This window comes from Gemmobacter lutimaris, assembly GCF_003570715.1.
GTDB lineage: Bacteria > Pseudomonadota > Alphaproteobacteria > Rhodobacterales > Rhodobacteraceae > Gemmobacter > Gemmobacter lutimaris.
Window position 1 is genome coordinate 616682 of record NZ_QXXQ01000002.1, and the last position, 18247, is coordinate 634928.

Sequence of the window (18247 nt, forward strand, 5' to 3'; positions counted from 1 at the left end):
CGCATTCCTTTCAACCTGCCATTTTCGGAGACTGTCATGCGTCTGACCATTCTTTTTGCCATCTTCCCGCTGCCGCTTCTGGCAGATCCCTGTGCCGACCGGCTGTCGGCCCTGCTTGCGGCGCCGACCTTCAACGGCCAGCCTTACGCGGCACGCGCGACCGGTGAAATCGGCGGCATGCCCAGCGTGACGGTGCAGCGATTCCATATCGAATTGCATTCCTACATCGTGACGGAACAACCGCCGGGCACACCCGACATGCTGCATTTCAACGGGGGTGCCTATATGGCCGACGGGGCAGGGGGCTGGACACTGGCCTGGCAGATGGACCCGGTCGAAATGACGCGCCAAGCGGCCGAGATGCGGGCAGCGCAGGCTGCCGGTGTCATCCGGGCCGAATGTGGCACCGGCCAGATCGACGGCGTTGCGGTCGATCATGTGGCAGGTGTGGTCAAACAGGTGCCGCCGTGGCAAAGCGAACTGGGCGTGGCCTATGACATTGAAACCGCCACCGGCCTGCCAAAGCGGATGACCTATGACTACACGATGAGTGGGATGCCCACCCATGTGCAGTTCGATTTCACGCCGATGCCCGATATGGTCCTGCCCGAACCGTAAGGCGCCTAGAATACTGCTGCGACCTCATACATCACCGGCTCGAAGCTGCGGCACAGTGTTGCGATGACCTTGTTGCGCTGCCGCATTTCGGGGCTGCGCAGCATCGCCTGATAATCCTCGCGTCGCTGCCATTGCGAATAATTGCAGATCCGTGTCTGCGCATCATTCATATGCAGGCCCGCCGCGATGAAACCGGGCTGCTTGCTGATGAAGTCGCGGTAAGCGTCCTCAAGCGCTTCCATCAGATCCTGCGCGGTGCCGGGGCTGAGTTCGAAGGTGGTGATGACGGTCTGGCCTTGTAAGCCGGTGCGGATGTCTGGCATGGTTGGCTCCTCCTGCCCGTGCAGCCTAACAGAAAAAGCCAGAGGAACCATGCGCCTCATCGACGCCGACCATCCGATGTTCGCCCGGCCCGTTGTGCGCTGGCTGACGGCTGTGCTGCCATTGATCTGGGCTGCGTTGGAACTGGCGGCGGGGAATACCGGCTGGGCCATCATGTTTGGCGTGGCTGGGGCGATTGCGGTCTACGAGCTGATCATCGTCGGCCCTTCGGGCAAGTGACGCTGTCGCGCATTTCGCCGCTGTCGCCCCGCACGGTCGAAGGCAGCACGTCGCAGCCCGTGAGCCAGGGAACGACGGCGATCATCGTGGCACGGATCTTCGCGTGATCCCGTGGCGCGGCCCAGCCTTCGCGGATGACCTCCACCTGATTGGCCTTGCGATAGACAGTGTAACGGTGGCCGTCCACGGTGGTTTCATGCCGCGCGCCACCGAACATCAGCGGCGCAGGCTGGGCGCCGCAACCGGCGCAGAACAGAAGCAGAAGCAAGACACGCATGGCGCCACTATGGGCACCAAGGATTGATGGAATCCTAACGCGGGCTCAGCCCAGCACGGATTTCACCGCATCCACGGCAGCAGCGACCACGATGTCGGCCTCGTCCGACGTCATGCACAGTGGCGGGGCGAAGCCCAGAATGTCGCCCTGCGGCATGGCGCGGCCGATCACGCCGCGGTCCAGCAGGGCCGCCGCGATGGCCGGGCCGATCTTGCGTGCCGGATCAAAGAAGCGGCGGTCGTCGCGGTCCTCGACAAATTCCACCGCCGCCATAAGCCCGTCGCCCCGCACCTCGCCGACATGGGCGTGTCCGGCCAGCGCATCGGCCAGACCCTTGCGGAAGTAAGCGCCGACCGCGCCCGCATTGGCCACCAGCCCCAACTCGTCGATCAGCCGCAGGTTCGCCACCCCCGCTGCCGTACAGATCGGATGGGCCGAATAGGTCCAGCCGTGGCCCATCGGCCCGAAGTCATCCGATCCCTGCACCAGCACCTGCCACATGCGATCCGACACGATGGACCCCGACAGCGGCGCATAGGCCGAGGTCAGCCCCTTGGCGATGGTGATCAGATCGGGTTCCATCCCGTAATGGGTGGAGCCGAACATGCTGCCCAACCGCCCGAAGCCGGTCACGACCTCATCCGCCACCAGCAGGATGTCGTATTTCTTCAGCACGGCCTGAATCGCGGCCCAATAACCTTCGGGCGGGGGCACGATGCCACCCGTGCCAAGGATCGGCTCGCCGATGAAGGCAGCGATGGTGTCCGGGCTTTCGGCGAGGATCATCTCTTCCAGTTTCGCTGCGCAATGGGCGCTGAACTGCGCCTCAGTCATCGAGCGATCTTCGCGGCGGTAGTAATAGGGCGCCTCGGTATGCAGGATCGGCGCGCGCGGCAGGTCGAAATGCGCGTGGAACAGCGAAAGGCCAGTGAGGCTGCCGGTCATCACGCCCGAGCCGTGATAGCCGCGCCAGCGCGAGATGATCTTCTTCTTCTCGGGCCGACCGAGGATATTGTTGTAATACCAGATCAGCTTGATGTTCGTTTCATTCGCGTCCGACCCGGAGAGGCCGAAATAGACCCGGCTCATATGGGCAGGGGCGCGTTCGATGATCATGCGCGCCAGTGTGATGCTGGCCTCGGTGCCGTGGCCGACATAGGCATGGTAATAGGCCAGTTCCTTCGCCTGTTCGGCAATGGCCTCGGCGATCTCGGTCCGGCCATAGCCCACGTTCACGCAGTAGAGCCCGGCGAAGGCGTCGAGGCTGCGCTTGCCGGCGGTATCGGTGATGAAACAACCCTCACCCCCGGCAATCACCCGGCGCGGCGTCTCGCCGCGGGCATGGCCGCCCATATGGGTGGAAGGGTGGAAGAAATGATCCCGGTCCCAGGCGTTCAGGTCGTTGGCAAGGTCGTTCTGCATGGCTTCAGTCAATCACGATCAGGTCGCGCGGTGCGCGGGTGAGGCGGTCGGCGCCCGAGGGCGTGACCACGATGCTTTCGGAAATGGCGGCGCCGTAATCGGCCAGCCACATGCCCGCCTGGATGTGAAAGCACATCCCTTCGGCCAGTTCGGTCTGGTCGCCGGGGCGCAGGCTGACGGTGCGCTCGCCCCAGTCCGGCGGATAGGCAAGGCCGATGGAATAGCCGACGCGGCTTTCCTTCTTCAGCCCGTGGCGTGCGATGCTGGCCTGCCAGGCGGCCTCGACCTGTTCGGCGGTATTGCCGGGGCGGGCCTGTTCCATCGCACAATCCACGCCCTCGACTATGATCTTGGCCAGATCGGCCAGTTCACGCGGCGGCTTGCCCAGATGGAAGGTGCGGGTGAGCGGCGCGTGATAGCGGCGACGCGCGCCCGAGATTTCCAGCATGGCAAGGCCCGAGGTCGGCAGCGGCTTGTCGGTCCATGTCAGATGCGGGGTCGAGGTGCCTTCGCCCACAGGCATCATCGGCACGATTGCGGCATAGTCGCCGCCCGCGCCGGGCACACCACGGGTGAGGCTGTGCAGCACCTCGGCAATAATATCCTGTTGCGGCACGCCGGGTCGCATCACCTCGGCCGTGCGGTCGATGGCGGCGCTGACGATCTCGCCCGCTGCACGCATCAGGGCGACCTCCTCGGGCGATTTCACCAGCCGCGCCCAGTTCACCAGATCACCGTTGGAGCCAAGCGTCGCCTCGGGCAGGCCCGCCGCAAGGTGCTGGTGGCAGCGCGCCGTATAGTAATGCGCGTCCATCTCGACCCCGATGCGGGCGCGGGCCCAGCCGCGGTCGCGGATCAATGCGGCCAGCGCGTCATAGGGGTGTTCCACCGGATGATGGATCAGGCGTTCCGCATAGGGCACGATGTCGGCATCGGGCAGGTCCGTAGTGATACGGGCGCTTTTTGCATCCATAGCGCGGCCGAACCAGACCGGATTTGCTGCATCCACATGCAGGATCACGCATTGCGGCACATAGAAGGACCAGCCGTCAAAGCCGGTCAGCCAGCACATATTGGCCGGATCTTGCGCCACGATCAGATCCAGCCCGGCGGCGCGCATGCGGCCCTGCACCGCACGGGTGCGGCGCGCGTATTCGGCGGGCGGGAACAGCTTCTCAAAGATCTCCATTCGCGGGTCCTCGAATCTCTGGTGCACAACGTAGCAGGTTTTCAGCTATTATGCGGGGCTATTGGCGTCTGTCTAGTCATGTTGTATACATCTTGGCGGAGGTGGTTATGCTGGACGACTCGGACAAGCCCAAAAGCCAGGCGCGTGAACGCTTTGATGTCATCTATCTGGCGCTGCGCGAACGTATCTGCCTGCTGGACTATCCGCCCGGTATGCGGCTAGGGGAGGAAGAACTGGCACAGGAATTCGGCGTCTCGCGCACGCCGCTGCGCCGCGTGCTGTCGCGGCTGGAGACTGAGGGCCTGCTGGAAAGCCGTCAGGGCGTCGGCACTTTCGTGACCAGCTTCGACATGGAGGGGCTGCGCGCCACCTATCGGCTGCGGCTGGAACTGGCCTCGCTGATCGGGCGGCTGGACCCGCTGCCGGTCGCGCCGGAAAGCCTTGAGCGCATCCGGGCGCTGATCGCGCGGCTTGACCGTGGCCCCCGGCCGGACCGGCGCGAGATGGCCCGGTTGTTCCTTGACTTCTATCAGGAAAGCCTCGCGTTGATCGGCAACCCGCCGCTGCGCGAGATCACCGAGCGGCTGTATTTCCTGACCCACCGCATCTACCTGACGCTGATGCCGCAGATGGATGCGGCGGCCGAGGTGGAAATTTTCCGCCGCGAGATGGCGGAAACGCTGTCGGCCATGGAAATCGGTGACATCGAGGCCGTGGGCCTGATCCGCCGCACCCATATCTCGCTTTGTCTGCGCCGGATGGAACTGGCGCCTATCCCGGAGCAGCCATGAAACCTTCGCCCATTTCCGCAACCGTGGATTTCGATGCACCGGGCGTCAGCCACGGTTTCCTGCGGTTGCCCTATAGCCGGGACGATGCGGCATGGGGATCTGTGATGATCCCGCTGACGGTGGTGAAGAATGGCACCGGGCCGACCGCGCTGCTGACCGGCGCGAACCATGGTGATGAATATGAGGGGCCGATCGCGCTGTTCGATCTGGCGGCAAAGGTCCGGGCCGAAGATGTCAGCGGGCGGCTGATCATCCTTCCGGCAATGAACTACCCGGCCTTTCTGGCCGGGACCCGCACCTCTCCCATCGACAAGGGCAATCTGAACCGCAGTTTCCCCGGCCGCCCCGATGGCACGGTGACCGAGAAGATCGCAGATTACTTTCAGCGCGTGCTGCTGCCGATGGCCGATGTGGTGCTGGATTTCCATTCCGGCGGCAAGACGCTGGATTTCTTGCCCTATTGTGCGGCGCATGTGCTGCCCGACAAGGTGCAGGAGACCCGCGCCTTCGATCTGGTCCGTGCTTTCGGCGCGCCTTGGTCGTGCCGGATGCTCGAAATCGACGCGGTTGGCATGTATGACACGGCAGCCGAGGAGATGGGCAAGGTTTTCGTCACCACCGAACTGGGCGGTGGCGGCACGGCCACGGCACGAACGACAGAAATCGCAAAGCAGGGATTGCGCAATCTGCTGATCGCGGCCGGGGTGCTGAAGGGCGAGGTCGCACCGCGCGCGACCCGCTGGCTCGACATGCCCGACGCCGATTGCTTTACCTTTGCCGAGGACGGCGGGCTGATCGCCTTTTGGGCAGATCTGGGCGACCGGGTGGAGGCGGGGCAACCTGTGGCGCAGATCTACCCAACCGGCCGCACCGGGATTGCACCGCTGAGCGTGACCGCCGGTCGTTCGGGCCTGTTGGTGGCACGGCACTTTCCGGGGCTGGTGAAGCCCGGCGATTGTGTCGCCGTGGTGGCTGTTGAGGTCTGACCGGAGGGACAGACAGGGCGGCATGCAGAAAATCCGGTGAACGGGTTGACCCGAAGGCCAATGATGCCCAAACTTCAGGCAATTCTTTTCTGAACAACGGCCTGTTTAAGGCTAGATTTTTTCGCTGCGTTTTCCAACTGGCACCCCTGTGCCTGTCTTTTGAAGGAGTGAAGTCATGGTTGCATCTTTTCAGACTCTTGGCCGCGAGATTCTGGTCAATAGCTATACGGATGACAGGCAGGGCGATCCCAATATCGCCGCTAACCCCAAGAGCGGCGGCTTCCAGATCGTCTGGGAAAGCCAGGGTCAGGACGGCGACGGGCTTGGTGTCTTCGGACAGGGCTTTTCGTCCTCTGGCAAGCAGGTCGGGACCGAATTTCAGATCAATACGGTGATCGAGGGCGATCAGGAAAACGTCGATGTCACCTTCAACGAAGACGGGGCCGGGGCCTGGACATGGCTGACCAAGGCGATCTGGTTCACTACCGTCAACGTGGATGACACGCCCATCGCGGCCGGGGTGGCCGACAATTATCGGACGCGGTCCAAGACCTTCGGCTTCGAGGGCGAGGAGTTCAACAATGAGGAGCGTCTGCGTTTCGGCCTGACCCGCGAGGGCAAGGAACAGGAGGCGCAGGAAATCCGCGTCATCTCGCTTGGTGGCACGCAATTCGCCACATCGACCCCGATCTACGAGGTGGCGGTGGGCTATGGCGGGGTGGACATCGACCAGTTCACCGCAAGCGATTCCCCGGTGCGCGGCGGGCAATGGTCGCGTCGCACCGTGAACGACGACCGCTTTCCCTTGGGCCAGACCCCGACTGGCGACATTGGTGTGCAGTCGGATGGCGTGATTATCGCGGTCAGCGCCATGGCCTCGGACATCGCAGGCAATGACGGGGTGATCCAGTTCGAGCGCTTCTTCCAGCCCCCCAGCCAGGGTCTTGCCTTCAAGGTGGGCGAGAGGATCGTGCTGGAGGAAAGCTCTGGCCTGACCGGGCCTGCCACAGATCCGCGTGTGGCGATCCTGAAGGATGATGCCATTGCAATCACCTGGGCGGAATGGAACCTGACCGGCAAGGAACCGCAATGGGATGTGCATGTGCAGGTGATGAATGCCGATGGCACGCCGCGCAGTTCCTCGGTTCTGGTGCACAAGGCCAGCGGCGCCGACCAGACAGAGCCCGAGATTACCGCGCTGAAGGACGGCGGTTTCATGGTCGCATGGACCGATGCCGCAACCTCGGCCGACACATCCGGCTCGGCCGTGATGGTGCAGCGGTTCAATGCGGAGGCGGTGAAGCTGGGGCAGGCCATCGTGGCGAATGACACCACCGGCGGCGACCAGAATGCCCCGGCCCTGACCACGCTGAAGAACGGCAATGTGGTGGTGACATGGGAGTCGGCGAGCGGTGACGGCGATGGGGCCGGTGTGATGGCGCAGATCTTCAAGCTGGCAGGATATGGCCAGACCAAGGCACAATACCTTGGCGGCACCGATGCGGACGAAAAATTCTCGACCGGCGGCCGGGATGACACGGTGGATGGTGGCAGCGGCAACGATACGCTGCTGGGCGGTGGCGGTGGCGACCGGCTGAACGGCGAGGCCGGAAATGACGTGATCGCGGGCAGCACCGGCAATGATCGCGCCTCGGGTGGTGCCGGGAATGACAAGCTGGACGGTGGCGATGGCAAGGACACGCTGGCGGGTGATGCAGGAAGCGACCGGCTGTTCGGCAAGGGCGGGGCCGACAAGCTGGATGGTGGCGCCGACAATGACAAACTGGATGGCGGCGCCGATGGCGACCGGCTGAACGGCGGCGACGGCAATGACACGTTGCTGGGCGGTGCCGGCAATGACGTGCTGGATGGTGGCAAGGGCAATGACCAGATGCGCGGTCAGACGGGCGAGGACAGGTTTGTCTTCCGGGCCGGGCGCGATGTAGTGGCCGATTTTCAGGACAACGTGGATACGGTGGTCTTTGCGCATTCGCTGGTGAAGGGCAAATTGTCCATTCAGAAGCTCGCCGGGATTGTCGATGAAAAGGCCGATGCGCTGGTGTTCCAGTTCGGCGCCAACAAGCTGACCATCGAGGGCGTGTCTGATTTCAGCGATCTGCGCAATGACATCGCCTTTATCTGACGGGCCGCGCCCCCGGCCTGTCGGGGGCGCTTTACGCCGTCGGGGCGCCTTCCTATAGTCCGGGCGATTGCCTGACTGAACGGATGTGCCAGATGCTGACCATCGCTCGGGAAAACCCGACCGGAGCCGACCTTTCGCTGCTGTTTGAACGGCATACCGCCGATATGCACGCGGATACGCCGCCGGAAAGCATTCACATGATGGATGCGTCCGAACTGGATATTCCCGAAGTCTTCTTCTTCGTGATGCGCGACGCGGGGGTGCCGGTGGCGATGGGCGCCTTCAAGCGGATCGACGACAGCCATGCCGAGATCAAGTCGATGCATGTGCTGATCGAAAGGCGCGGTGGCGGTCTTTCGCGCCGCCTGCTGGATCATCTTGTGGCCGAGGCGCGCGCGGCGGGCTTCACCCGGCTCAGCCTTGAAACCGGCGTGCAGGATATGTTCGGTCCGGCGCGCGGGCTTTACGAACGCGCGGGTTTTGTGGAATGCCCGCCGTTCGAAGGCTATTGGGATGACCCGAACAGCTATTTCATGACGCGAAGCCTTGCCTAAGCGCGATCTGCACGGCAAAAGAGGCGGGCGCGGGCTGCCCGCGCATCCTCCGGTCCCGTAGCTCAACCGGATAGAGCAAGCGCCTTCTAAGCGCTAGGTTGTGGGTTCGAGTCCTACCGGGATCGCCAGTTTCTCAGGCCATTTCAGGCGGACGGGCTATGGCCGAAACACTCATCACCACCCTGAGAGACGGCCTGGCGCTCCGGGCACCCGCGATGATCGTCACGATTTATGGTGATGTGGTGGTGCCACGCGGGGGCGTGTTGTGGATGGGCACCCTGATCGAGATCGGCGCGGCGCTGGGCTTCAGTGAAACCCTGGTGCGCACGGCGGTGTCGCGGCTGGTGGCGGCCGGGCAGTTGGTTGGTGAACGCGAGGGGCGACGCAGCTTCTACCGGCTGGCCGAGGGCGCGCGGCAGGAATTTTCGGCGGCGGCGCGCTTGCTTTATGGCAAGCCGGTTCCGGCAATGGGATGGCAGTTCCACCATGCCCCTGGCCTGTCGGATGACGCGGCGCGGCGTGGGGCGCTGGCGCGGGTCGGTGCCGATCTGTGGTTGCGCCCCGATCATCCGGGCTTTGCGGCGCCGGGGCTGTGCTTTCTGGCGGATCCTCCGTCAGGACAAGGGGATTTACCTGCTCTCGCCGCAACTCTTTGGCCGCTGGACCGCCACGCAGCAGATTACCGGGCGATGATCGCGCAATTCGCGCCGCTGTGCCCGCGGCTGGCGGCCGGGGGGGCCTTGCCACCCGCTGCGGCGCTGGTGGCGCGGCTGCTGCTGGTCCACGCCTACCGGGGCGCTTTGCTGCGCGACCCGCGTCTGCCCGAGGCCGCCTTGCCTGACGACTGGCCGGGCGAGGCCGCGCGGACCCTGTTTGCGCAGCTTTATCGCGCGCTGTCGCCTGCGGCCGATTCGTATATCGGCACCCGGTTCGAAGGCGGCGCGGGCCTTCTGCCTGCCCGAACCGCCGAAACGCAGGCCCGGCTGCTGGCGCTGGCCGAGGACTGATCCCGCCAAACCCTTGTCAAAACGCCATTTCCTGGCCGACGGCAGGCTGCCGATCAAAACATCACGAAGAATCCAATAAATCGCTTAACAGTGTGATGCTTTCGCGCTATACATTGACCGATCGGTTGGTGAATTGGGAGACGCACCAGCCTCATCCGATACATGCGAGGGGGAACAGGCCCATGACAGAAGCCTTCATCTGCGACGCGGTGCGCACGCCCATCGGGCGGTATGGCGGGGCGCTGGCCTCGGTGCGGGCCGATGACCTTGCGGCGCTGCCCCTGAAAGCGCTGATGGAGCGGAACCCCGGCGTGGACTGGTCGGCGGTCGATGACCTGATCTACGGCTGTGCCAATCAGGCGGGCGAGGACAATCGCAATGTGGGCCGCATGGCGGTGCTGCTGGCCGGTATGCCCATCGGTGTGCCGGGCACCACGGTCAACCGGCTTTGCGGTTCCGGCATGGATGCGGTTGGCATGGCGGCGCGCGCCATCAAGGCGGGCGATTGCGATTTCGTGCTGGCCGGTGGGGTCGAAAGCATGAGCCGCGCCCCCTTCGTGATGCCCAAGGCCGAAAGCGCCTTTTCCCGCGCCAATGCGGTTTATGACACGACGATCGGCTGGCGCTTCGTCAACCCCTTGATGAAAAAGCTGTTTGGTGTCGATAGCATGCCGCAGACGGCCGATAATGTGGCTGCCGATTTCGCCGTCAGCCGCGCTGATCAGGATGCCTTTGCCGCCCGCTCGCAGGCCCGCTGGGCCGCGGCGCAAGAGGCCGGGATTTTCGCCGATGAAATCGTGCCGGTGACCATTCCGCAGCGCAAGGGTGACCCGATCATCGTCGCCGTCGATGAACACCCGCGCCCCGGCACCACGGCCGAGTCGCTGGCAAAGCTCAAGGGCGTGAACGGCCCGGATCTGAGCGTGACCGCCGGCAATGCCTCGGGCGTGAATGACGGCGCGGCGGCGCTGGCGATCCTGTCGGAACAGGCGGCGCGCGCGCAGGGCCTGACGCCCAAGGCCTGCATCGTCGCCATGGCGGCGGCGGGGGTGGAGCCGCGCATCATGGGCATCGGCCCGGCGCCGGCGGCGAAAAAGGTTCTGGCCCGCGCGGGGCTGACCATCGACCAGATGGATGTGATAGAATTGAACGAGGCTTTCGCCAGTCAGGCACTGGCGACGCTGCGTGACCTTGGCCTGCCGGATGATGCGGCGCAGGTGAACCCCAATGGCGGGGCCATCGCGCTGGGGCATCCCTTGGGCATGTCGGGGGCGCGGCTGGTGACGACCGCGATGTATCAGCTTCACCGCACCGGCGGGCGCTATGCGCTTTGCACCATGTGCATCGGGGTGGGGCAGGGCATCGCCATCATTATCGAACGCGTCTGAACAGGGAGGGACCGGCCCATGTATGCACAGATGGTGAAATCCGAGGGGATGAAATCCCGCGAGGACATGACGCCCGAGGAAATCGCGTTTCAGGAACGCATCGACCGGGGCGAGAAGATCGAGCCGAAGGAATGGATGCCGGAAGGCTATCGCAAGACGCTGATCCGCCAGATCGGCCAGCATGCGCATTCCGAGATCGTGGGCCAGTTGCCGGAGGGCAACTGGATCACCCGCGCCCCCACGCTGGAACGCAAGGCGATCCTGCTGGCCAAGGTGCAGGACGAGGCGGGGCACGGGCTTTACCTCTACAGCGCTGCCGAAACGCTGGGCGTCAGCCGCGACGAGCTGCTGGACGCGCTGCATGCCGGGAAGATGAAATATTCGTCCATCTTCAACTATCCGACGCTGAACTGGGCCGACATCGGCGCGGTCGGCTGGCTGGTCGATGGCGCGGCGATCATGAACCAGGTGCCGCTGCAACGCACTTCTTACGGCCCCTACAGCCGCGCGATGATCCGCATCTGCAAGGAAGAAAGTTTCCACCAGCGGCAGGGCTACGACATCATGATGAAGATGGCGGCGGGCACCCCGGAACAGAAGGAAATGGCGCAGGATGCGCTCAACCGCTTCTGGTATCCGGCGCTGATGATGTTTGGCCCGTCCGACAAGGATTCGGTCCATTCGGCGCAGTCGATGGCGTGGAAGATCAAGATCAACACCAATGACGAACTGCGCCAGAAATTCGTCGATCAGACCGTGCCGCAGGCGCATTACCTTGGTCTGACTGTCCCTGACGAGGGGCTGGCCTGGAACGAGGAAAAGGGCGGCTGGGATTTCAGCGAACCGGACTGGAGCGAGTTCTTCGCCGTCATCGCCGGCAATGGCCCCTGCAATACCGAACGCCTTGAGGCCCGCGTGACCGCCTGGGAGGACGGCGCCTGGTTCCGTGACGGGCTGATGGCGCATGCGAAGAAGGCCGATGCCCGCCGCGCCGCGGCCCGCATGGCCGCCGAATAATCATCGAACAGGGGGGCGCCTGCCCCCCAAGCCAGACACCCATCACCGGGAGGAACCCATGTCCAGCGAATGGCCCCTTTGGGAAGTTTTCATCCGTGGCCAGCACGGCCTCAACCATCGTCACGTCGGCAGCCTGCATGCGCCGGATGCCGAAATGGCGATCCGCAACGCGCGCGACGTCTATACCCGCCGCAACGAGGGCGTCTCGATCTGGGTGGTGAAGTCGAATGACATCACCGCCTCCAGCCCCTCGGACAAGGGGCCGCTGTTCGAGCCGTCGAATTCCAAGGTTTATCGTCATCCGACCTTCTTCGATATCCCGGCCGAAGTGGGGCATATGTGATGGGCAGCGCAGTCAATCAGGCCGCCTTCTTTGAATGGCTGTGCCGGATCGGCGACAATTGCCTGATCCTTGGCCACCGGGTTTCGGAATGGTGCGGGCATTCGCCGGTGCTGGAGGAAGACATCGCGCTGGCCAATCAGGCGCTTGACCTGATCGGGCAGACGCAGTTCTGGCTTGGCCTCGCGGCCGAGGTGGAAGGCAAGGGCCGCACCGCCGATCAGCTTGCCTATCTGCGCGACGCAGCGGCCTTCCGCAACGTGCTGCTGGTGGAACGCCCGAACGGCGATTTCGGCAATACGCTGATGCGGCAGTTCCTGTTCGACGCCTGGCATATCGAACTGCTGCGCGCGCTGGAGAAATCCTCCGACGCCCGCGTTGCCGAAATTGCGGCGAAGGCGGTGAAAGAAGTGGCCTATCATCTGGAACGCTCCGCCGATCTGGTGATCCGTCTGGGCGACGGGACCGAGGAAAGCCGCGCGCGGATGCAGAAGGCGCTGGATACGCTTTACCCCTATACGGGTGAACTGTTCATGGCCGACGCCTCGGATGAGGCGGTCGTCGCCGCCGGGATCGCCCCGGCCCCGGCCAGCCTGAAGGCGGCATGGGATGCGACGGTTTCGCAAGTGCTGGCAGAAGCCACGCTGACCCATCCGGGCGACACTTATCAGCACAAGGGCGGCCGCAAAGGCGTTCACTCCGAACACCTTGGCTATATCCTGGCCGAAATGCAGTTCCTGCAACGCGCCTATCCCGGCGCGACCTGGTAAGCGCGATGCAGGGGGGGGAGGAACGCCCGAGTGCCGCGGAAATCCGGGGCTGGCTGTCGGAAGTGCCGGACCCGGAAATCCCGGTGATCAGCCTGACCGATCTGGGCATCATCCGCGATGTGGCCTGGCAGGGCGAGACGCTGGTTGTCACCGTGACGCCCACCTATTCGGGCTGTCCGGCGACCGGGGTCATCAACCTCGACATCGAAAAGGCGCTGCGCGACCGTGGCATCACCGATCTGCGGCTGGAGCGGCAGTTGTCGCCGCCCTGGACGACCGACTGGATCACAGCCGAAGGGCGCGAGAAACTGCGCGCCTATGGCATCGCCCCCCCGATCGACGGCACCGCCGCCGACGGGCGGCCGGCGGGCAGGATCGCGCGGCTTTCGGGCACGTCGAACCTGACCATCGCCTGCCCGCGCTGCGGCTCCACCCAGACCCGCAAGGTCAGTCAGTTCGGCTCGACCCCCTGCAAGGCCAGCTATGTCTGCAACGACTGTCTGGAACCCTTCGACTATTTCAAATGCATCTGACGATGCGCCCGACCCAATAGGCAGGAGCCCATCATGGCACGCTTCCATTCCCTGAAGGTCACCGAGGTCCGCCGCGAGACGCGCGACGCCGTGGTGGTGACCCTCGCCCCGCGCGACGAGGACCGCGCGCTGTTCGACTTTACTCAGGGCCAGTATCTGACCTTCCGCCGCGATTTCGACGGCGAGGAACTGCGCCGCAGCTATTCCATCTGTGCAGGCAAGGATGAGGGCGTGTTGCGCGTCGGCATCAAGCGCGTCGATGGCGGCGCCTTCAGCACATGGGCGAACGAGAACCTCGCCCCCGGCGATGAAATCGACGCCATGCCACCGATGGGCAAATTCTTTACCGCCCTCGAACCCGGCGCGGCAAAGCATTACCTTGGCTTTGCGGGTGGTTCGGGCATCACGCCGCTTTTGTCGATCATCAAGACCGTGCTGGCGCGTGAACCTGCCAGCCGCTTCACGCTGGTCTATGCCAATCGCCAGATCAGCACGATCATGTTCCGCGAAGAGCTTGAGGATCTGAAGAACCTCTATCTTGGCCGCCTTTCGGTCCTGCATGTGCTGGAGGCCGAGGCGCAGGACATCGACCTGTTCACTGGCCGGGTGGATGGCGAGAAGATGAAAGCGCTGTTCGAACACTGGATCGACGCGAAATCGGTGGATACCGCCTTCATCTGCGGCCCCGAACCGATGATGCTGGCTATCGCCGCCAGCTTGCGCGACCATGGGCTGAGCGACAGCCAGATCAAGTTTGAACTGTTCGCCAGCGGCCAGCCGGGCCGGGCGCGCGCCAAGGCGGTGTCGAAGGTCGCGGTGACGCCGGGCAGCGGCACGCAGGCGACCGTCACGCTCGATGGCGCGACCCGCAGCTTCGAGATGCCGCGCGGGGGCCAGTCGATCCTCGACGCCGCCATCGCCGCGCAGATGGACGCCCCCTATTCCTGCAAGGCCGGCGTCTGTTCGACCTGCCGCTGCAAGGTGCTGGAGGGCGAGGTGGAAATGGCCGTGAACCACGCGCTTGAAGACTACGAGGTCCGCGCGGGCTATGTGCTGTCCTGCCAGGCGATCCCGCTGAGCGACCGTGTGGTCGTGACCTATGATGAATGAGGTCTGAAATGTCCGACACGATGAATATCGAAGACTATCTGGCGCAGGGTGGCGTTCTGACCGCGCCGGGCAATGTGCCCGCCCGCTATCGGGGCGAGCTGATGCGGCTTATGGGCTCGTTTGTGGACAGTGAACTGGCGGGGTCGGCGGGCTTTGCCGCCTCGATCAACTTCGCCCCCGGCATCAAGGAACGCATCGCCGCCAGCCGCATCACGCTGGAAAAGGCCGATCATGCGGAGCGGGTGCTCGACGTGATGGGCAGCTTCGGCACCGATACCAAGCGCTATCAGGGCCAGCATGACTGGGCCGCCCGGGTGGGCCGCGACGCCGATCTGGGCGCCGCGCGGCAGGCCGGCGACATGCGGCTGTCGGTCTTCCACTATCCGATCACCGGCTGGACCGATGCGGTGGCGATGAACGTGCTGATGGGCTTCGCGACCGGGGTGCAGATGACCGAACTGACCCGCGTCTCCTATGCACCGCTCGCCGAGGTGTTCCGCGAGATCGCCCCGCGCGAGGCGCGTCACGCCGAACTGGGGCTGGAGGGGCTGGAGCGTATTGCCGCGACCGATGCGGGCCGCACCGAAGCCGGGGCCGCCATCGCCTATTGGCGCCCGCGCGTCGCTGCAACCTTCGGCGTCGCCGGTTCGGGCCGCTATGATACCCTGCGCAAATTCGGCCTTCGCCATAGCCCTAACGAGGCCCTGCTGGCCCGTTGGGAGGCGCTGGTCGCCGAGAAACTGGCCCCGCTGGGCCTCTGACACGCTACCTGCGGGCGCGGTGGAACAGGGCCGCGCCCGTTGTTGAACGACAAATCTGAAGGAAACGCCATGACCGCCGCGCCGCGCCGTCTTGAAAGCTATCTCTGTGGCCGCTGGATGGCCGGGCAGGCCGAGGGGCAAACGCTGCTCGATGCCGCTACCGGGGCGCCGGTGGCTATGATCGATTCCACCGGCCTCGATTTCGCGGGCGCGCTGGATTATGGCCGTCGCGTGGCTGGCCCGCGCCTGCGCGCCATGTCGTTCCACGACCGCGCCGGGATGCTGAAGGCGCTGGGCCTGAAGCTGATGGAGTGGAAGGAGGAGTTCTATACCGAGAGCTTCCGCACCGGCGCCACCCGCGCCGATGGCTGGATCGACATTGAGGGCGGCATCGGCACGATGCTGACCTTCGCGTCGAAAGGTCGCCGCGAATTGCCGAACACCCGCGTGCTGACGGATGGTGAGGTCGAGGTGCTGTCCAAGGATGGCAGCTTTGTCGCGCAACACATCCTGACGCCGCTGACCGGCGTTGCGGTGCATATCAACGCCTTCAACTTCCCCATCTGGGGGATGCTGGAAAAGATCGCCCCCACCCTGCTGGCCGGGGTGCCCTGCATCGTCAAACCCGCCAGCCAGACCGCCTATCTGACCGAACTGATGGTGCGCTGCATCGTCGAAACCGGCATCCTGCCCGATGGCGCGCTGCAACTGGTTTGCGGCTCGGTCGGGGATCTGCTGGATCATGTGACAGGGCAGGACGCGGTGACCTTCACCGGCTCGGCCTGGACCGGGCGCAAGCTGAAATCGCACAAGGCGGTGGTGGAAAACTCGGTGCGCTTCACGATGGAGGCCGACAGCCTGAACGCCTCGATCCTTGGCCCCGATGCCGGGCCGGGCACGCCGGAATTTGACCTGTTCGTCAAGGAAGTTGCGCGCGAGATGACGGCGAAGGCCGGGCAAAAATGCACCGCCATCCGCCGCGTCATCGCGCCCCGCACCCATGTTCAGGCATTGGTGGAGGCGCTGCGCGACCGGCTGGGCAAGACGCTGCCGGGCCTGCCGGGGGACGAAGCCACCCGTATGGGCGCGCTTGCGAGCCTTGATCAGCGCGACGAGGTCCGCGCCCGCATCCGCGACCTGCAAGCCGATGCCGAGATCGTGGCGGGTAACCCCGATGACGTGCGCGTCGTTTCGGGCGATGCGGCGTTGGGTGCCTTCCTGAACCCCGTTCTGATGTATTGCGACCGGCCTTTCACCGCTATGGCGGTGCATGATGTCGAAGCTTTCGGCCCCGTGTCCACCGTCATGCCCTATGACGACCCGGCCGAGGCGGCGGAACTGGCGGCGATGGGCAAGGGCTCGTTGGTATCTTCGGTCTTTACCGATGATCCGAAAGTGGCCGAGGAAATGGTGCTGGGCCTCGCCCCGTTCCATGGCCGGGTGCTGATCGGCAACCGCGCTTCGGCGAAAACCTCCACCGGGCATGGTTCACCTCTGGCGCCGCTGGTCCATGGTGGCCCCGGTCGCGCGGGTGGCGGCGAAGAGATGGGCGGCATCCGCGGCGTCAAGCATTACATGCAGCGCACCGCCGTGCAGGGCAGCCCCCGCCTGCTGTCGGCTGTCACGGGCCGCTGGATCGAAGGCGCGCCGGTCACCCATGACATCCACCCCTTCCGCAAATCGCTGGCCAAACTGCGGATCGGCGACCAACTGGTCACCGCCAGCCGTCAGGTGACGCTGGAGGATGTGGAGCATTTCGCCCATTTCACTGGCGATACCTTCTATGCCCATATGGACGAGGCCGCCGCCAAGGCGAACCCGTTCTTTGACGACCGTGTGGCGCATGGCTATCTGATCGCAAGCTTCGCGGCGGGGCTGTTCGTGGAACCGAACCCCGGCCCGGTGCTGGCCAATTACGGCGTAGATAACCTGCGCTTCCTGACCCCGGTCTATTTCGGCGATACGCTGCAAGTGCGGCTGACCTGCAAAGAGATCAACCCGCGCGCCAATGCCGAACATGGCGAGGTGCGCTGGGATTGTCAGGTGACCAACCAGAACGGTGCGGTGGTGGCGCAATATGACGTGCTGACCATGGTCGCGAAACACTGGCCCGCCGCATGAGCCGTGTCTACGCCTATGACGGCGTGGTGCCGGTGATCGACCCCATGGCCTTCGTCCACCCCGAGGCGGTGGTGATCGGCGATGTGATCATCGGTCCTGCGGTCTATGTCGGCCCCGGCGCCGTGCTGCGCGGCGATTTCGGCCGCATTGTGCTGGAGCGGGGCTGCAATGTGCAGGAAACCTGCGTGGTGCATTCCTTCCCCGGCAAGGATGTGGTGGTGGAGGAAAGCGGCCATATCGGCCATGGCGCGGTGCTGCATGGCTGCCATATCGGCAAGAACGCCATGGTCGGCATGAATGCCGTGGTGATGGACGAGGCGGTGGTGGGCGAAAACACCATCATCGCTGCCATGGCCTTCGTGAAAGCAGGCGCAAAGATCCCGCCGAACAGTCTCGCTGTCGGATCGCCCGCGAAAGTGGTGCGGGAACTGTCAGCCGAGGAAATCGCGTGGAAACGTCAGGGCACCGGCGTCTATCAGCGCCTCGCGCTGGAAGCGCGCGACAAGCTTCGCCCAGTGGTCGCGCTCACCGAGGTCGAGCCCGACCGCCGCCGCACCACCGCGCCGGAATATGACCCGCTGGTGCTGGCCCGCGCAGGGTTCGAGCGCTAAGACCTTTCGGCCGGGATGAACGTGCCGGGCAAAGCGGTTCATTCGGCA

General features: G+C 64.6%; 20 protein-coding genes and 1 tRNA gene. 17 read left to right on the forward strand and 4 right to left on the reverse strand.

Annotated features, from left to right (window positions below; all coding sequences use genetic code 11):
- The first annotated feature begins 36 nt into the window (after positions 1 to 36).
- Positions 37 to 618: a hypothetical protein gene (locus tag D2N39_RS06280; RefSeq protein WP_119133881.1), complete on the forward strand. Its 582-nt coding sequence runs from the start codon at positions 37 to 39 to the stop codon at positions 616 to 618.
- A gap of 5 nt (positions 619 to 623) precedes the next feature.
- On the opposite strand, the gene D2N39_RS06285 is transcribed toward D2N39_RS06280, so the two are convergent.
- Positions 624 to 941 carry an antibiotic biosynthesis monooxygenase family protein gene (locus D2N39_RS06285; protein WP_119133882.1) on the reverse strand — a complete coding sequence of 106 codons (318 nt, stop codon included), beginning with the start codon at positions 939 to 941 and terminating at the stop codon, positions 624 to 626.
- A 49-nt stretch (positions 942 to 990) separates the two neighbouring features.
- On the opposite strand from D2N39_RS06285, the gene D2N39_RS06290 reads away from it, so the two are divergent.
- Complete coding sequence (locus tag D2N39_RS06290) at positions 991 to 1179, forward strand: hypothetical protein (protein ID WP_119133883.1); 189 nt, start codon at positions 991 to 993, stop codon at positions 1177 to 1179.
- Here the strand turns inward: D2N39_RS06290 and D2N39_RS06295 are convergent.
- The 3 genes from D2N39_RS06295 to D2N39_RS06305 are packed head-to-tail and all read right to left on the reverse strand — an operon-like array spanning position 1154 to position 4067.
- Positions 1154 to 1456 (reverse strand): hypothetical protein, encoded by a 303-nt coding sequence (locus tag D2N39_RS06295; RefSeq protein WP_119133884.1) that lies wholly within the window; start codon positions 1454 to 1456, stop codon positions 1154 to 1156. The two genes, D2N39_RS06290 and D2N39_RS06295, sit on opposite strands and share 26 nt — an antisense overlap.
- A 45-nt stretch (positions 1457 to 1501) precedes the next feature.
- On the reverse strand, positions 1502 to 2878 hold the full coding sequence (locus D2N39_RS06300) for an aspartate aminotransferase family protein (protein ID WP_119133885.1): 1377 nt from the start codon (positions 2876 to 2878) through the stop codon (positions 1502 to 1504).
- A 4-nt stretch (positions 2879 to 2882) separates the two neighbouring features.
- On the reverse strand, positions 2883 to 4067 hold the full coding sequence (locus tag D2N39_RS06305) for a M24 family metallopeptidase (RefSeq protein ID WP_119133886.1): 1185 nt from the start codon (positions 4065 to 4067) through the stop codon (positions 2883 to 2885).
- 107 nt (positions 4068 to 4174) lie between these two features.
- Here D2N39_RS06305 and D2N39_RS06310 point away from each other — a divergent pair, with 107 nt between their 5' ends.
- The 15 genes from D2N39_RS06310 (at position 4175) to D2N39_RS06380 (ending at position 18199) form a co-directional block, all read left to right on the forward strand.
- Positions 4175 to 4858, forward strand: a complete 684-nt coding sequence (locus D2N39_RS06310; RefSeq protein WP_119133887.1) for a GntR family transcriptional regulator — start codon at positions 4175 to 4177, stop codon at positions 4856 to 4858.
- The gene (gene doeB, locus D2N39_RS06315) at positions 4855 to 5844 is read left to right on the forward strand and encodes a N(2)-acetyl-L-2,4-diaminobutanoate deacetylase DoeB (protein WP_119133888.1); all 990 of its coding nucleotides are present in this window, start codon (positions 4855 to 4857) and stop codon (positions 5842 to 5844) included. Before D2N39_RS06310 ends, doeB begins: the two co-directional genes overlap by 4 nt.
- 175 nt (positions 5845 to 6019) lie before the next feature.
- Positions 6020 to 7987, forward strand: a complete 1968-nt coding sequence (locus tag D2N39_RS06320) for a calcium-binding protein (RefSeq protein ID WP_119133889.1) — start codon at positions 6020 to 6022, stop codon at positions 7985 to 7987.
- Positions 7988 to 8079: 92 nt separating this feature from the next.
- Positions 8080 to 8541, forward strand: a complete 462-nt coding sequence (locus tag D2N39_RS06325; RefSeq protein WP_119133890.1) for a GNAT family N-acetyltransferase — start codon at positions 8080 to 8082, stop codon at positions 8539 to 8541.
- Positions 8542 to 8592: 51 nt separating this feature from the next.
- Positions 8593 to 8669 (forward strand) — tRNA-Arg (locus tag D2N39_RS06330).
- Positions 8670 to 8699: 30 nt separating this feature from the next.
- A complete protein-coding gene (locus D2N39_RS06335) occupies positions 8700 to 9548 on the forward strand; it encodes a PaaX family transcriptional regulator C-terminal domain-containing protein (RefSeq protein WP_119133891.1) in 849 nt (282 codons plus the stop codon).
- Between the two features lie 182 nt (positions 9549 to 9730).
- Positions 9731 to 10936, forward strand: coding sequence for a 3-oxoadipyl-CoA thiolase (gene pcaF, locus D2N39_RS06340; RefSeq protein ID WP_119133892.1), 1206 nt, complete (start codon positions 9731 to 9733; stop codon positions 10934 to 10936).
- A gap of 18 nt (positions 10937 to 10954) precedes the next feature.
- Positions 10955 to 11953, forward strand: a complete 999-nt coding sequence (gene paaA / locus D2N39_RS06345) for a 1,2-phenylacetyl-CoA epoxidase subunit PaaA (RefSeq protein ID WP_119133893.1) — start codon at positions 10955 to 10957, stop codon at positions 11951 to 11953.
- Positions 11954 to 12011: 58 nt separating this feature from the next.
- A complete protein-coding gene (paaB, locus tag D2N39_RS06350; protein ID WP_119133894.1) occupies positions 12012 to 12296 on the forward strand; it encodes a 1,2-phenylacetyl-CoA epoxidase subunit PaaB in 285 nt (94 codons plus the stop codon).
- Entirely contained in the window at positions 12296 to 13063 is a 768-nt protein-coding gene (gene paaC / locus D2N39_RS06355; protein ID WP_119133895.1) for a 1,2-phenylacetyl-CoA epoxidase subunit PaaC, read from the forward strand. The genes paaB and paaC overlap by 1 nt, the downstream gene beginning before the upstream one ends.
- A 5-nt stretch (positions 13064 to 13068) precedes the next feature.
- The gene (paaD, locus tag D2N39_RS06360) at positions 13069 to 13596 is read left to right on the forward strand and encodes a 1,2-phenylacetyl-CoA epoxidase subunit PaaD (protein ID WP_119133896.1); all 528 of its coding nucleotides are present in this window, start codon (positions 13069 to 13071) and stop codon (positions 13594 to 13596) included.
- Between the two features lie 33 nt (positions 13597 to 13629).
- Positions 13630 to 14706: a 1,2-phenylacetyl-CoA epoxidase subunit PaaE gene (gene paaE / locus D2N39_RS06365; RefSeq protein WP_119133897.1), complete on the forward strand. Its 1077-nt coding sequence runs from the start codon at positions 13630 to 13632 to the stop codon at positions 14704 to 14706.
- Positions 14707 to 14714: 8 nt separating this feature from the next.
- Positions 14715 to 15467 (forward strand): Phenylacetic acid catabolic protein, encoded by a 753-nt coding sequence (locus tag D2N39_RS06370; RefSeq protein WP_119133898.1) that lies wholly within the window; start codon positions 14715 to 14717, stop codon positions 15465 to 15467.
- A 69-nt stretch (positions 15468 to 15536) separates the two neighbouring features.
- Positions 15537 to 17588, forward strand: a complete 2052-nt coding sequence (paaZ, locus tag D2N39_RS06375) for a phenylacetic acid degradation bifunctional protein PaaZ (protein WP_119133899.1) — start codon at positions 15537 to 15539, stop codon at positions 17586 to 17588.
- Entirely contained in the window at positions 17585 to 18199 is a 615-nt protein-coding gene (locus D2N39_RS06380; RefSeq protein ID WP_119133900.1) for an acyltransferase, read from the forward strand. The genes paaZ and D2N39_RS06380 overlap by 4 nt, the downstream gene beginning before the upstream one ends.
- Positions 18200 to 18247: the final 48 nt, after the last annotated feature.

What these genes read in the sequence shown, in the direction of transcription:
- paaC (WP_119133895.1), top strand. Translation starts at nt 12,296, where the DNA reads ATGGGCAGCGCAGTCAATCAGGCCGCCTTCTTTGAATGGCTGTGCCGG.
- D2N39_RS06300 (WP_119133885.1), bottom strand. Translation starts at nt 2,878, where the DNA reads ATGCAGAACGACCTTGCCAACGACCTGAACGCCTGGGACCGGGATCAT.
- D2N39_RS06310 (WP_119133887.1), top strand. Translation starts at nt 4,175, where the DNA reads ATGCTGGACGACTCGGACAAGCCCAAAAGCCAGGCGCGTGAACGCTTT.
- D2N39_RS06285 (WP_119133882.1), bottom strand. Translation starts at nt 941, where the DNA reads ATGCCAGACATCCGCACCGGCTTACAAGGCCAGACCGTCATCACCACC.
- paaA (WP_119133893.1), top strand. Translation starts at nt 10,955, where the DNA reads ATGTATGCACAGATGGTGAAATCCGAGGGGATGAAATCCCGCGAGGAC.
- D2N39_RS06320 (WP_119133889.1), top strand. Translation starts at nt 6,020, where the DNA reads ATGGTTGCATCTTTTCAGACTCTTGGCCGCGAGATTCTGGTCAATAGC.
- doeB (WP_119133888.1), top strand. Translation starts at nt 4,855, where the DNA reads ATGAAACCTTCGCCCATTTCCGCAACCGTGGATTTCGATGCACCGGGC.
- D2N39_RS06370 (WP_119133898.1), top strand. Translation starts at nt 14,715, where the DNA reads ATGTCCGACACGATGAATATCGAAGACTATCTGGCGCAGGGTGGCGTT.
- D2N39_RS06380 (WP_119133900.1), top strand. Translation starts at nt 17,585, where the DNA reads ATGAGCCGTGTCTACGCCTATGACGGCGTGGTGCCGGTGATCGACCCC.
- paaZ (WP_119133899.1), top strand. Translation starts at nt 15,537, where the DNA reads ATGACCGCCGCGCCGCGCCGTCTTGAAAGCTATCTCTGTGGCCGCTGG.
- D2N39_RS06295 (WP_119133884.1), bottom strand. Translation starts at nt 1,456, where the DNA reads ATGCGTGTCTTGCTTCTGCTTCTGTTCTGCGCCGGTTGCGGCGCCCAG.
- D2N39_RS06335 (WP_119133891.1), top strand. Translation starts at nt 8,700, where the DNA reads ATGGCCGAAACACTCATCACCACCCTGAGAGACGGCCTGGCGCTCCGG.
- paaD (WP_119133896.1), top strand. Translation starts at nt 13,069, where the DNA reads ATGCAGGGGGGGGAGGAACGCCCGAGTGCCGCGGAAATCCGGGGCTGG.
- D2N39_RS06305 (WP_119133886.1), bottom strand. Translation starts at nt 4,067, where the DNA reads ATGGAGATCTTTGAGAAGCTGTTCCCGCCCGCCGAATACGCGCGCCGC.
- paaE (WP_119133897.1), top strand. Translation starts at nt 13,630, where the DNA reads ATGGCACGCTTCCATTCCCTGAAGGTCACCGAGGTCCGCCGCGAGACG.
- D2N39_RS06290 (WP_119133883.1), top strand. Translation starts at nt 991, where the DNA reads ATGCGCCTCATCGACGCCGACCATCCGATGTTCGCCCGGCCCGTTGTG.
- D2N39_RS06280 (WP_119133881.1), top strand. Translation starts at nt 37, where the DNA reads ATGCGTCTGACCATTCTTTTTGCCATCTTCCCGCTGCCGCTTCTGGCA.
- paaB (WP_119133894.1), top strand. Translation starts at nt 12,012, where the DNA reads ATGTCCAGCGAATGGCCCCTTTGGGAAGTTTTCATCCGTGGCCAGCAC.
- D2N39_RS06325 (WP_119133890.1), top strand. Translation starts at nt 8,080, where the DNA reads ATGCTGACCATCGCTCGGGAAAACCCGACCGGAGCCGACCTTTCGCTG.
- pcaF (WP_119133892.1), top strand. Translation starts at nt 9,731, where the DNA reads ATGACAGAAGCCTTCATCTGCGACGCGGTGCGCACGCCCATCGGGCGG.